The sequence below is a fragment of the Pseudomonas sp. PKS genome, from assembly GCF_051913525.1.
Classification (GTDB): Bacteria; Pseudomonadota; Gammaproteobacteria; order Pseudomonadales; family Pseudomonadaceae; genus Aquipseudomonas; species Aquipseudomonas guariconensis_D.
In genome coordinates this window covers 20,728-34,271 of record NZ_JBEGDO010000004.1, presented here as the reverse complement: position 1 = coordinate 34,271, position 13,544 = coordinate 20,728, and the positions used below count along the sequence as shown (strand labels likewise).

Sequence of the window (13,544 nt, the reverse complement as noted above, 5' to 3'; positions counted from 1 at the left end):
GATTAGAAGTGGAAGTTCGCGCTCATCAGTGCAGTCCGCCCTGGAGCGACGTGTGCATAGTGTGGAGCGAACACCTGGTCGAAATAGCGCTTGTCGGTCAGGTTCTGCACGTTGAGTTGCAAATCGACGTTCTTGGTCAGGCGATAGGTCGCCATTGCATCGTAACGCCAGTACGACGGTACCTCGACCGAGTTGGCTTCATCGCCAAAGCGGGAATCCATGAAGGTAGCGCCTGCACCAATGGTCAGTTGCGGAACGATGTCGTAGGTAGACCAGAAGGTGAAGCTGTTACGCGGCGTGTTAGGCATGTGGTTGCCCTTGTTCGCTGGGGTCGTGGTCTTCACGATCTCGCTTTCCATATAGGTGTAGCCGCCATAGACCTTCCATTTCTGGGTGAGGTTGCCCGCGTATGTGAGCTCGAGGCCTTGGACGCGCTGCTCACCGTCTAGTACTTGGTAGCTGGCATTGTCAGGGTCCGTTACCCGCGCATTGGTCTTGTCGGTGCGGAACAGCGCAGCGGTCAGCGAGAGGTTGTCATCGAAGAAGTCCCACTTCGTGCCGATCTCGTAGTTGCGGTTACGTTCTGGATCGAGATCGCTGTTGTTTCTTGCCAGATCCAAGCCACCGTTGCCGCTGGTTTCACCTGAAGGGTTGCTCGAGGTTGACCATGCGGCATAGATGCTGCCGTTGGGCAGAGGGTTGTAGACCACACCCATCTGGTAGTTCCACAGATGAGTATTGTTCTCGCGCGAGAAGCTGCCGGCCGGACCATTACGACCTGCATTGGCGTAACCACTGGATTTGGTCTGGTAGTCGTCGTAGCGCAGCCCCATATTCAGCGACCATTGTTCATTGAACTTCAACGTGTCGAAGACGTAGACAGCGCTGGTCTTGGTGTCGGTGTCGGTGAATGCCTTGCTGTCGGTGATGGTGCCGGACCATGCGTCATCCGGAGATGGGTCATACAGACTGGTGCAGTCGCCAGATGCCAGAAGAGCAGGGGTGCACGTGGTGCCGTTACCCGCCGCGGATTTGATGTCGTAGCCACGGTTGTGCGTATCGCTATAGGTGAACTCCAATCCAGTGACGAGGCTGTGTTCGATGGAGCCGGTATTGAACTTGGCGCTCAAGTCGGTCTGGTTGACCCAGCCTTTGGAGGTCGAATTCCGGTTCTTGGTTGCGCGGTAGACCATGCCATTGGCCACGTTGCCCTTGCTGTCGTCAGGGTTGGTGACGATGTAGTCCAGGGTTGAACGCGACATGCGGAAACTGTTGGACAGCGTCAGATTTTCGTTGAAGTCGTGCTCGATCTTGATCGTGCCGCTGTCGTTGGAGGTCTTGCGATAGTCGCGATCATTCAGACCGTAGAAGTTGTCGCGATCCACAGGGGCGGGTTTGTCGACGTTGTACTTGCTGCGATTGGCGCTGCGCGTGAGTGGAATCCCGTAGTCCGGCATGTCGTCGGTCTTGAGGTGATAGTAACCAACGGTCACGCGAGTATCGGTACCGAGGCCGAACGCGAACGAGGGGGCGACACCCCAGCGGCTGACATCCACGTCATCTCGACCGGCGACGTTGGCTTCGTGCTTCATCAGGTTCAGGCGAAACGCCGAAGTGTCGGTCAATTGCTTGTTCAGGTCTAGCGTGGTCCGCTTGGTCTGATCAGAGCCCCAGGTAAAGCCACCGTTATAGGCATCACCGAGCTTGGCGGTTTTGGTTACCAGATTCAGGCTGCCACCTGTGGAGCCTGCACCGGTGAAGGCCGATCCCGGGCCTTTGCTGACTTCGATCGATTCGACGTTGAAAATTTCACGGCTCTGCGAAGCCACGTCGCGCATGCCATCGACGAACACATCGCTTTCTGCGTTGAAACCGCGAATGATCGGACGGTCGCCTGCCGGGTTGCCCCCTTCGCCAGCACCGAAGGTGATACCAGGGGTCGTACGCAATGCATCCACGAGGCTGGTAGCGCCCGTATCACGAATGACCTGCTGTGGAATGACGGTGACACTCTTGGGTGTTTCGCGCAGCGGCGCCGTGTACTTCTTCGAGGTTGCCGTGTCGGTCTTGTAGCTGGTGGTGTCTTGTGCCGCGTTCACACTGGTGGCATCCAGCGAAACGACGCCATCGGTTGGCTGTTCCGCCGCTAGGGCGAACTGGGCGGCGGAGGAAGCAGTAATGGCAACGCCGATGGCGGAGGCGAGCAGACGTGGTGAACTCACAGCAGATGGCACGTGACGCATTTCGATGAACCTTCCCCAAGGTTTGAAGTCGGCGGATCTTAATGCAAGCAATTTAGAGTCTCAATTGAGAATCGTTAACAGTCGCGAGAAACTTACAATCTTTACAATTTCTCTTTACGGTTTTCCTGTGCTGAAACGTCTAAAGCGGCGTGTGGGGCTTGTCGGGTGCAAAAGGGAATCAATATCATTGGCGACCTTCCTACCTATTAGGTGCCACCGCCATGCTGCTTCACATTCCCGGCCTGTTCGACGCCGACGAACTCTCCCGCATCCGTGAGGCGCTGGAGCAGGCGGACTGGGCCGATGGCAAGGTCACCGCGGGCTATCAGTCGGCCAAGGCCAAGCACAACCTGCAGTTGCCAGAAGGGCACGCGCTGGCCAAAGAGATCGGTAGCGCCTTGATCGATCGTCTGTGGCGCAATCCGCTGTTCATGTCCGCGGCATTGCCGCACAAGGTTTTTCCACCGCTGATCAACTGCTACCGCGAAGGCGGCAATTTCGACTTTCACATCGACAATGCGCTGCGTCAGCCTAAGGGCAGCCCCGAGCGGATACGCACGGATGTCTCTTCCACGTTGTTCTTGAGCGACCCAGACAGCTACGACGGCGGCGAGTTGGTGATCCAGGACACCTACGGTGTGCAGCAGGTCAAGCTGGCGGCCGGCGATATGGTGCTGTATCCCGGTACGAGCCTGCACAAGGTCAACCCGGTCACCCGTGGGGCGCGCTATGCGGCGTTTTTCTGGACCCAAAGCCTGGTGCGCGAGGACAGCCAGCGCACCTTGCTGTTCGAGATGGACAATGCCATCCGCCAATTGACCGCCGATGTCCCCGATCACCCGTCGTTGCTGCAACTGACCGGCACTTATCACAACCTGCTGCGCCGCTGGGCCGAGGTCTGAGCCGTGTCGTATCAGTTGCGTCGTGAAGAAGTCGTCGATATCGCAGGTCTGCAAGCCATGCTCGAACAAAGCCCTGGCAAGGCGGCGCAAGCCATCCTGGCCGCGGCGCAGCGGGGGGCTGTCGAGGCGCAGTTGCTACTCGGGCAGATCCTGCTGGATGGCCGCGGCATCGAGCAGGATCGGGCGCTGGCGCGGCAGTGGTTTGGTATTGCGGCCCAAGGCGGCAGCGCCATGGGGCACAACATGCTGGGGCGATGCCTGGAGCATGGCTGGGGCGGGGAAAGCGACCTGGGCATGGCCGCTGCTCACTATCGCAAGGCGGCTGACGCCGGGCTCGACTGGGGGCTGTACAACTATGCCAACCTGCTGGGCACCGGGCGAGGCGTCGCCGTGGACCAGGCACAGGCGTTGAGCTGCTATGAAAAGGCTGCGCACCTGGGCCACGCCAAGTCGATGAACCTGTATGGCCGTTACCTGGAGCAGGGGATCGCCACCGCTGCCAGTCCGGTGCGCGCGGTGCGCTGGTACCGCCGTTCGGCCGAGGCGGGGGATTTTCGCGGCATGTTCAGCCTGGCGATGGTGCTCGTCGAACGGGGGCAGTTGGCCGAGGCCCAGCCCTGGCTGGAGCGGGCGCGGATCGAGGGGAACCTGAATTTTCTGCGCAGTGCCTTGGTGACCTTGCAGCAGGCGGGGCCGATGCTGATGGCGTTTGCCGCGAGGTATGCCGAAGAACTGCAAAGGCGTATGCCTTGAAGGCGTCTTTACGTCCCTTTCGCGGGTAAATCCGCTCCACCAGGCCCGTGCTGGGCCCGGTTACCCGCGAAGAAGACGCCAGGGAGTGAGGCAATCGCTCCACAGGCAGGGCAGGGGTGCACACATGAAAACGGGGCCTCGCGGCCCCGTTGTGCATTACAGGTAGTACGCCTTCAGCGGCGGGAAGCCGTTGAACTCCACCGCGCTGTAGCTGGTGGTGTAGGCGCCGGTGGACAGCCAGTAGAGGCGGTCACCGATGGCCAGGTTCAGTGGCAGGCCGTACTTGTAGTGCTCGTACATGATGTCGGCGCTGTCGCAGGTGGGGCCGGCGATGACCACTTCTTCGGTCTCGCCCTTCTTCTCGGTCCAGATCGGGAACTTGATCGACTCGTCCATGGTTTCGATCAGGCCGGAGAACTTGCCCACGTCGGTGTAGATCCAGCGCTCGACAGCGGTGCGAGACTTGCGGGCCACCAGCACCACTTCGCTGACCAGGATGCCGGCGTTGGCGATCAGCGAGCGGCCTGGCTCGAGGATGATTTCCGGCAGGTCGTCACCGAAGTCTTCCTTGAGGAAGCGGATGATTTCCTCGGCGTACGTCTCGAGGCTGTTGGTGCGGGTGATGTAGTTGGCCGGGAAACCGCCGCCCATGTTGATCAGCTTGAGCTCGATGCCGTCTTCTTCCTTCAGGCGCTCGAAGATCACCTTGACCTTGGCGATGGCCGCGTCCCAGACACTGATGTCGCGTTGCTGGGAGCCGACGTGGAAGGAGACGCCGTAAGGCACCAGGCCCAGGTCACGCGCCAGGATCAGCAGGTCCATGGCCATGTCGGTCTGGCAGCCGAACTTGCGCGAGAGCGGCCAGTCGGCAGTGGTGGAGCCTTCGGTGAGGATGCGCACGTAGACTTTCGAACCGGGTGCGGCCTTGGCGATGTTGCGCAGGTCTGCTTCGGAGTCGGTGGCGTACAGGCGCACGCCCTTCTCGTAGAAGTAGCGGATGTCCTTGGACTTCTTGATGGTGTTGCCGTAGCTGATGCGGTCGGCGGTGACGCCACGGCCCAGCACTTTGTCCAGCTCGTAGATCGAGGCGATATCGAAGCTCGAGCCTTTTTCCTTGAGCAGGTCGATGATCTCGACCGCCGGGTTGGCCTTGACGGCGTAGTAGACCTTGGCGAATTCAAAGCCTGCGCGCAGGTCGTCATAGGCCTGGCTGATCATCTGGGTGTCGATGAGTACGAACGGGGTTTCCTGCTTGTCGGCGAACGCCTTCATCTTCTGGAAGGTGTCACGCGCGAAATAGTCTTCGACCTGGATCGACATGCTGAGGGACTCCATGGGCAAACTGAAAAATTAAGTGGTGCAAACTGAACGTCCTCCGTATCCCCACTTTGGTTCGCCTACTTCCCAAGGCATGTCGCCGAAAGCAAAAAGGTCAACCGTGCCCGTGAAGCGGAGCGGCGGGTGACCTTGCTGTCTCGTCGTCAGTACTTGAGCCGGATGGATCGTTTCCAGCATGGACGTTCGGCGCGCACTTTAGGGCGTGAGGAATGCAGAATCAACAGGCAATCCCGGCACGTTCGTCGCGATTTGGCCACCTGCTACTGGAATAACCGACCTGTGTGAACGCCTGATGTTCCCAAGCGTAAAAAATTGTGGAATGGACCGCGCGGCCCCCTTCACAGGCGAGCCCCCGAAAAAGACGCCATGGTGTTCTCTCGGCTGCGCGTGACTGACGACAGACCACAGATCAGTGGCGCCAAAGTGTTCATATTTATGGCCACTTGAGGGGCGCGTCAGATCGATTGAAATTCCGATAAATTTTTTGTTACCGATCCCTTGGTCGGGCCGGTTCATCGCTGATTTGCCGTCGTTTATGAGAAGCATTACTATTCGCGGCCTCGTACTGCCCCTAGATGGCCTCGACCATGTCTGGACACAAAGGCTTCCTCGATCACTATCACGAGTTGATCGGCACCTGGACGCGCAAGCTGCGCAACCGTCCACAGGCCGAGGATCTCGCCCATGACGCTTTCGTGCGGGTGTTGGAGAACCCGCGAGAGGTCATCGAGCAGCCGCGCGCCTACCTGCACCAGACTGCCCGCAACATTGCCGTGGACGGTTACCGCCGTGAGGACCGGCGCCAGGCTCTGGAAGAGGAGATGTTCGATGAAGGCGCCGCAGGCAATGGGGATCCGGAAGCCTATGTGCATGCCCTGGAACTGGCTGACAGCGTCGAGCGCGCCCTGGCCGAGCTGCCGGTCAATTGCCGGCAGGTGTTCATCTGGCAGAAGCTCGAGGGGCTGACCCAGGCGGAAATTGCCGCGCGCATGGGCCTGAGCAAGAACATGGTCGAAAAGTATATGATCCGCACGCTCCGGCATCTGCGTGAGCACCTGGATGTGTCCACCCGATGAGTCAGGAGACCCTTTGCATGAAACAGCCCGGCGCCGAAGACGTGCGCGAACAGGCCGCCGAATGGTTCGCGCGTATCCAGGATGCGCCGGGTGATGCCCAGTTGCAGGCGCGCTTGCAGCAGTGGCTTAAGGCCCATCCTCGCCACCGCGAGGAGTACGACCTGCTCGAGCGGTTGTGGCAGGCCGCCGAACACATCCCGGCCCAGCGTCTGGAGGCGTTGTGCGTACCTGAGCCTGTGCTGCTCCTGCCCCGTCGGCGTTTCCTGCAGCAGGCCCTGGCGGCGGGTGTGGGCGCCGCCGCCCTTGGACTGGGCTGGCGCGGCTGGCAATACACACGCGAAAACCATAGCCAAGACCTGCAGACCGCCTTGGGCGAACGCCGTGATATCGAGCTGCCGGACGGCTCGCAACTGCAACTCAATGGCGCGACTCGCCTGAGCGTGAGGTTCAGCGCCGGGCAGCGACAGGTCGTGCTCGAGGCGGGCGAAGTGATGTTCAGTGTCGCCCATGACCGCGCACGGCCTTTCGTGGTCGACACCGCCCAGGGACGCGTCACCGTGACCGGGACCCGTTTCGATGTGCGCCTGGATCGCGGGCACACCCGGGTGGCCGTGGAGCAGGGCTCTGTCAAGGTGGAGGGGGCTTCGGGTCCATCGGCGCAGCTCACCGCCGGCCTGGGTGCGCATATCGATCCGCAAGGCCAGGTCGTGGCGCCGTACCCTGTGGATGCGGCTGCCGTGACGGCCTGGCGCCACGGCAAGCTGGTCTTCGACAACGCCACCTTGGCCGAGGTGGTGGCGGAAGTCTCCCGTTACCGCAGCCAGCCACTGCGCGTCGCCCCTGGCAAGACGGCGGGCCTGCGCCTGTCCAGCACCTTCAGTGTCGATGACACCGACGCACTGCTGCGGGCCCTGCCGAGCATCCTGCCGGTGGCCATCAAGACCCACGGCGACGGCTCCAGCGAAATTATCGCGAAATAGATTCAGGTTTTTTTTCACTCGTTCGTCTTCCTCGCCAGCTGCAACTGCCAAGCATTTCCATTTGCGTGTGGTTGGCGTTCATCCGGACTTTCAGGATTCTTCGACGACGTGAACAACAACAAGCCCTTCCTGCGTTTGCCTTCCCTCGCGCTGGCCCTGGCGATCAGTGCCGCCACGGCCAATGCCTACGCCGAACAAACGCCGGCGACGATCCAAATCCAGGCCCAGCCCCTGGCTTCGGCTTTGAGCCAGTTGGGGCAACAGACCAACCTGCAATTGTTCTTCAGCCCTGAACTGGTGGCGGGCAAGCAGGCCCCGGCGGTCTCGGGAAATCTTGCGCCGGAGCAGGCGCTGCAACAATTGTTGCAAGGCAGTGGGCTGACCTATGAGCTGTCCCAGGGCACCGTGGTGGTCAAGCCGGCCGAGAGCGCAGGCGTATTGACCACCGGCAGCCTTGAGCTGGCGCCCACCGACGTCAAAGTGGTCGGCGACTGGCTGGGGGATGCCCAGCAGAGTGTGGTGCAGAGCCATCCCGGCGCGCGCACCGTGGTACGTCGCGAGGCCATGGTGGAAAAGGGCGCGATGAACGTACGCGACGTGCTGCGCGGCATCCCCGGTGTGCAAGTCCAGGATTCCAATGGCACCGGTGGCAGCGACCTGTCGCTCAACGTGGGGGTGCGCGGCCTGACATCGCGCCTGTCGCCGCGCTCGACGGTGTTGATCGACGGCATTCCCGCCGCCTTCGCGCCCTATGGCCAGCCACAGCTGTCCATGGCGCCAATCTCCTCGGGCAACCTCGACAGCATCGATGTGGTCCGCGGCGCAGGCTCCGTGCGCTATGGCCCGCAAAACGTCGGCGGGGTGATCAACTTCGTGACCCGTGCCATTCCGGAGAAAGCCTCGGGTGAGTTGTCCACCACGTTGGAAACCTCTCGCCATGGCGGCTGGAAACACACCGAGTCGGCGTTCGTCGGCGGCACCGCCGACAACGGCATGGGCGTGGCATTGCTCTATACCGGCGTGAACGGCAACGGTTACCGCAGCAGCAACAACGGCAATGACATCGACGACGTCATCCTCAAGACCCACTGGGCGCCCACCGACAGCGACGAGTTCTGGCTCAACTTCCATTACTACGATGGTCGGGCCGACATGCCCGGTGGCCTGACCCAGGCGCAGTTCAACCATGACCCCTTCCAGTCGGTGCGCGACTACGACTACTTCGCCGGCCGTCGCAAGGACGTGTCGTTCAAGTGGCAGCGTCAGCTCGACGAGGCCACCCAGTTCGAAGTGCTGACCTATTACACCGACAGTTTCCGCGGCAGCGCCATCGCCGACCGCACCATGAAGACCCTGTCGTCATACCCGCGCAATTACCACACCTTCGCCATCGAGCCGCGCCTGTCGCGGATCTTCTTCGCCGGCCCCACCACCCAGGAAGTCAGCGTCGGCTATCGCTACCTGAAGGAAGCCATGCGCGAGCAGTCTTCGCAGCTGGCGCTGATCGACAACGTGCCGACGCCGGCCCCGGGTTCCGACGGCCATGTCATCCAGGACCGTAGCGGGGGCACCGAAGCCAGTGCCTACTACATCGACGACAAGATCGACGTGGGCAACTGGACCATCACCCCCGGCATCCGCTTCGAGCACATCAATACCGACTGGCGCGACCGCCCGGTCCTGGATGGAGACTACAAGCGCGTCCCAGAGAAAAACCGCAGCGTCACCAGCAACGAACCCCTGCCAGCATTGAGCGTGATGTATCACCTGTCCGATGCCTGGAAGCTGTTCGCCAACTACGAGACCTCCTTCGGCAGCCTGCAGTACTTCCAGCTTGGGCAGGGCGGTAAAGGCGACAGTACCGCCAATGGCCTGGAGCCGGAAAAGGCCAAGACCTACGAGATCGGCACGCGTTATGACGACGGCCATTTCGCGGGCGAGCTGACCGCGTTCTACATCGACTTCGACGACGAGCTGCAATACATCAGCAACGAGGTGGGCTGGACCAACCTGGGGGCGACCAAGCACCAGGGCATCGAAGCCGCCGTGCGTTATGACCTGTCCGGGTTGGATGCACGCCTGCAAGGGCTGACGGCCAACGCAGGCTACACCTATACCCGCGCCACCTACGAAGGCGAGATCCCTGGCTTCAAAGGCCGTGACCTGCCGTTCTACTCCCGCCAGGTGGCCACGGCGGGGCTGCGCTACGAGATGAACCGCTGGACCTGGAATCTGGATGCTTATGCCCAGTCCAAGCAGCGCTCGCCAGGCACGGGGATTACCAATGGCCAGTTCAACGGCAACTACATCACCGAGCCGAGTGCCGATGGACGGTTCGGCGATATTCCGGGCTATGTCACCTGGCATGCCCGTGGTGGGTATGACTTCGGGCCGCAGCTGTCGAACCTGAAGCTGGCGGCGGGTGTGAAGAACCTCTTCGACAAGCAGTACTACACCCGCTCCAGCGACAACAACGCCGGGCTCTATGTGGGTGAACCGCGCACCTTCTATGTGCAGGCCAGTGTAGGGTTCTGACACCGGTGGTGCCTGATTCGAGGGTAAACCCGCTCCCACTGGTACAACGCTATTTGCTGTGGGAGCGGAGTTTACCCGCGCTCCTTAGAGGGAGGCGGCCGCCTCGGCCGGCGAAACGATACTGGTCTTGCCCCCACGCGAACGCCCCGAGCTCAGGTAGGCCGCAATGGACTCCTGGGTCACCTCGCCCAGGAACACCTGCTCGGCATCGAGCACGGGTAACCATGCACGATTGAACTCATACATCCGCGACAGGAGGATGCGCAGGTGTTCATCGTGGGCGGCGGTGGCGTTGAACGGTCGCAGGAAATCGCCACAGCTCCCTTGCTGGCGATGCAGATCGCGTCGGCGCACGTAGCCCAATGCCCGGTTCTGCGCATCGGTGACCACCACGTAGCGGCGGTCATGCTCGTCCATCAGCTCCAGGGCATCGCTCACGGTCGTCTCGGGGCTCAGGCACGGGGCGTTGTCTGCGGCATCCTCAGCACGCACCAGCAACAGTCGCTTCAAGGTGCTGTCCTGGCCGACGAAATTGCTCACGAAGTCATCCACCGGATGGGCCAGCAAGGTGTCCGGGTGGTCGAGCTGCAGCAGTTTGCCGGCGCGGAAGATGGCGATTTTGTCGCCTAGCTTGATTGCCTCGTCGATGTCATGGCTGACCATGATCACGGTCTTGTTCAGCGCCCGTTGCATCTCGAAGAACTCGTTCTGGATCATCTCGCGGTTGATCGGGTCGACCGCGCCGAAAGGTTCATCCATCAGCAGCACCGGTGCTTCGGCGGCCAAGGCACGGATCACGCCGATCCGCTGTTGCTGACCACCTGAAAGTTCACGCGGGTAGCGCTGCAGGTACTGCTTGGGTTCGAGCTTGATCATGTGCATCAGCTCGCGGGCGCGCTCGTGGCATCGTTGCTTGTCCCAGCCCAGCAAGCGCGGTACGACCGTGATGTTTTCCTCGATGGTCATGTTGGGGAACAGGCCGATTTGCTGGATCACGTAGCCAATGTGGCGACGTAGGGTCACCTCATCCAGGGCGCTGGTGTCCTCGCCATTGATCAATACCTGGCCGCTGGTCGGTGTGATCAGGCGGTTGATCATCTTCAGGGTAGTGCTCTTGCCGCAGCCCGAGGGGCCGAGGAACACGCAGATTTCGCCTTCGTTGACGGTGAGGCTGACCGCGTCGACGGCTTTGACGTCCTTGCCGTTGACGTTGAAGGTCTTGCTGAGGTTCTTCAGTTCGATCATGGGCGCAGTCCTTCCGGAGTCAGGGCACGTTGCAGGGTTTGCAGAAGCAGGTCGGCGATGATCGCCAGCAGGCTGACCAGCACGGCGCCGACCAGCAGCATGGACATGTCGCTGCGGCTGATGGAGGTGAGAATGAGCACACCCAGGCCGCCAGCGCCGATGGTGGCGGCGATGGTCATCACGCCGATGTTCATCACCACGGCGGTGCGCACGCCGGCAAGAATCACCGGCACCGCGATGGGCAACTCGACCATGCGCAGGCGCTGGCCGAAGGTCATGCCGATGCCGCGCGCCGCTTCACGGATGCCGGGTTCGACGTTGGTCAGGGCCAGGTAGGTGTTGCGCATGATCGGCAGCAGCGAATAGAGGAATACTGCCGTGATCGCCGGCAATGGCCCCAGGCCCTGGCCGAACTTGGAGTAGAACGGCAGCAGCAGGCCGAACAGGGCAATCGAAGGGACGGTCAGCAGCACCGTGGCGCTGGCCTGTAGGGGGCCTGCCAGGGACGGGAAGCGTGTCATCAAGACCCCCAAGGGTACGCCGACCAAGATCGCCAGGCCCACGGCCACGCCCACCAGGGTGATGTGCTGGCCGGTCAGGTGCAGGACCTGGGCCCAGTCCAGATGGGTGAACGTATCGAGCAGGTTCATGGCTGTACCTCGCTGATCGGGTGCTCGCGTAGGAATGCCGCAGCCACGGTCGCCGGGCTCTGGTGCTCGACATCGACCTGGGCGTTGAGTGCGCGCATGGTCTGGTCGTCGAGCAGCTCGGCCAGAGGCTTGAGCAGGTCGGCCAGTCGCGGGTTGGCGTCGAGCGTCTGCTGGCGCACCACCGGGGCGGCGGTGTAGTCAGGGAAGTAGTGCTTGTCGTCTTCGAGCAGCTTGAGGTTGAACGCGTTCAGGCGCCCGTCGGTGGTGTACACCAGGCCGGCGAAGACTTGGTTATTGCGCATTGCGGTATAGACCAGGCCGCCGTCCATCTGGCGAATGTTGCGCCGGTCGAGCGGCAGGTCGTACAGCTCGCGCAGCCCCACCAGGCCGTCCGGGCGATTGGCGAACTCGGTGTCCAGTGCCACCAGGTGATTGCGCTCACGCTCGTCGCGCAGCACTCGCTGCAACTGACTGATGGTGTTGAGCTGCGGGTAGGCCTTGGCCACGGCTTGGGGCAGGCCCAGGGCATAGGTGTTGCTGAACTTCGATGGGGTCAGCCAGACCAGGCCCTTCTCGGCGTCCAGTGCCTTGACCCTGGCGTAGGTGGCCTCGGCGCTGGGCATTCGCTCGTCGATGTGGTTGTAGGAGACCAGCGAGACCCCGGTGTATTCCCACATCAGGTCGAGTTGGCCGGTTTCCTGGGCCTGGCGTGCAAGGTTGCTGCCCAGGCCTTCGGTGACGCGCACGGTATAGCCGTTGGCGCGCAGGTATTGAGCGGTGATTTCGGCGAGCACGGTCTGTTCGGTGAAGACCCGCGCGCCGATGCGAATCAGCGGTTTTTCCGCTGCCTGGGCGAGCCCTGCGAACAGCATGGCCGCGCCCAGGAGCAAGGCGATTTTCTTGTTCATCGGTTCCCTCTTTTTATCGGGTCAGGCCGCGTTCCAGCCAGCGCTTGCTGGAAAGGCTCACCAAGGCATCGAGCGCCAGTGCCAGCAAGGCCGTGCAGGCTGCGCCCAGCAGCAGTTGCGGCTGGTTGTTCAGGGCGATGCCGGGGAAGATCAGGCTGCCCAGGCTGTTGGCGCCGATCAGGAAGGCCAGGGGGGCGGTGCCCACGTTCAGCGCCAGGGCCACGCGCACACCGCCGACGATGATCGGCACAGCGTTGGGCAGCTCTACCTGCCAAAGTTGCTGGCGCGCGGTCATGCCGATGCCGGTGGCGGCTTCCTTGAGCGAGGCGGGGACGTTCTTCAGGCCTTCGTAGGTGTTGCGCACGATGGGCAGGAGGGAGGCGAGGAACAGGGCGAAGATCGCAGGGCCTGCGCCGATGCCCAGGACACTCAGGGCAATGGCCAGGACGGCCAGGGGAGGGATGGTGTTGCCAACGTTGAACAGCTGCATGAAGCGCTCGGCCTTGTCGACCCTGTGCGGTCGACTCAAGGCAATGCCGGCGGGGATACCCACGGCCAACGACGCCGCCATCGAAGCCAGTACCAGCACCAGGTGCGCTTGCAGGTAGAACCAAAGGTCTTCGCGATAACGCGCGAAGGTATCGATGCCGATCCAGTGGACCAGCAGGGCCAGGATGACGAGCACGGCGGCCCATCCCAACAGCCCTTTGCCATAGCGTTCAGCCACAGGCGGACTCCTTTTCAGTCGGCGAACACACTCCCGTGGCGGGCGCCATACCTGGCGCCAGGCAGTGTGGTCGCGAGTAGCAGCGTGACGTACTGAAGACAGGCGGTCACGCCATGAGCCGAACCCCGTCGGGCCCGAAATGCAGATGAAACACGCCCTGAACCGAGGCGGGTTGCAGGGGAGTGGA

At 61.9% G+C, this 13,544-nt stretch carries 11 protein-coding genes; 5 read left to right on the top strand and 6 right to left on the bottom strand.

Features of this window, described 5'->3' with window-relative positions; translation table 11 throughout:
• Positions 1-2: 2 nt before the first annotated feature.
• Positions 3-2,243, bottom strand: coding sequence for a TonB-dependent receptor (locus ABOA88_RS05745; protein WP_367851388.1), 2,241 nt, complete (start codon positions 2,241-2,243; stop codon positions 3-5).
• Positions 2,244-2,464: 221 nt separating this feature from the next.
• On the opposite strand from ABOA88_RS05745, the gene ABOA88_RS05740 reads away from it, so the two are divergent.
• The gene (locus tag ABOA88_RS05740) at positions 2,465-3,145 is read left to right on the top strand and encodes a Fe2+-dependent dioxygenase (protein ID WP_196169648.1); all 681 of its coding nucleotides are present in this window, start codon (positions 2,465-2,467) and stop codon (positions 3,143-3,145) included.
• Positions 3,146-3,148: 3 nt separating this feature from the next.
• Complete coding sequence (locus tag ABOA88_RS05735; protein WP_367851389.1) at positions 3,149-3,898, top strand: tetratricopeptide repeat protein; 750 nt, start codon at positions 3,149-3,151, stop codon at positions 3,896-3,898.
• Positions 3,899-4,054: 156 nt separating this feature from the next.
• Here the strand turns inward: ABOA88_RS05735 and ABOA88_RS05730 are convergent, their stop codons facing one another.
• On the bottom strand, positions 4,055-5,218 hold the full coding sequence (locus ABOA88_RS05730; protein ID WP_196169646.1) for a type III PLP-dependent enzyme: 1,164 nt from the start codon (positions 5,216-5,218) through the stop codon (positions 4,055-4,057).
• Positions 5,219-5,811: 593 nt separating this feature from the next.
• Between ABOA88_RS05730 and ABOA88_RS05725 the strand changes: the two genes are divergently transcribed.
• From ABOA88_RS05725 to ABOA88_RS05715, 3 genes are all read left to right on the top strand, one after another.
• A complete protein-coding gene (locus tag ABOA88_RS05725) occupies positions 5,812-6,312 on the top strand; it encodes an RNA polymerase sigma factor (RefSeq protein WP_196169645.1) in 501 nt (166 codons plus the stop codon).
• Positions 6,313-6,329: 17 nt separating this feature from the next.
• Positions 6,330-7,292, top strand: coding sequence for a FecR family protein (locus tag ABOA88_RS05720; RefSeq protein ID WP_367851390.1), 963 nt, complete (start codon positions 6,330-6,332; stop codon positions 7,290-7,292).
• Positions 7,293-7,400: 108 nt separating this feature from the next.
• Positions 7,401-9,827, top strand: coding sequence for a TonB-dependent siderophore receptor (locus ABOA88_RS05715; protein WP_367851391.1), 2,427 nt, complete (start codon positions 7,401-7,403; stop codon positions 9,825-9,827).
• A gap of 84 nt (positions 9,828-9,911) precedes the next feature.
• Here ABOA88_RS05715 and ABOA88_RS05710 read toward each other — a convergent pair whose 3' ends face one another.
• Genes ABOA88_RS05710 through ABOA88_RS05695 form a run of 4 tightly spaced genes read right to left on the bottom strand, consistent with a single transcriptional unit; the run spans position 9,912 to position 13,357 of the window.
• A complete protein-coding gene (locus ABOA88_RS05710; protein WP_367851392.1) occupies positions 9,912-11,072 on the bottom strand; it encodes an osmoprotectant ABC transporter ATP-binding protein OsmV in 1,161 nt (386 codons plus the stop codon).
• Positions 11,069-11,722, bottom strand: a complete 654-nt coding sequence (locus ABOA88_RS05705; protein ID WP_196169641.1) for an ABC transporter permease — start codon at positions 11,720-11,722, stop codon at positions 11,069-11,071. Before ABOA88_RS05705 ends, ABOA88_RS05710 begins: the two co-directional genes overlap by 4 nt.
• The gene (locus ABOA88_RS05700) at positions 11,719-12,630 is read right to left on the bottom strand and encodes a glycine betaine ABC transporter substrate-binding protein (RefSeq protein ID WP_196169640.1); all 912 of its coding nucleotides are present in this window, start codon (positions 12,628-12,630) and stop codon (positions 11,719-11,721) included. Before ABOA88_RS05700 ends, ABOA88_RS05705 begins: the two co-directional genes overlap by 4 nt.
• 13 nt (positions 12,631-12,643) lie before the next feature.
• Entirely contained in the window at positions 12,644-13,357 is a 714-nt protein-coding gene (locus tag ABOA88_RS05695) for an ABC transporter permease (protein ID WP_367851393.1), read from the bottom strand.
• Between the last annotated feature and the right edge of the window lie 187 nt (positions 13,358-13,544).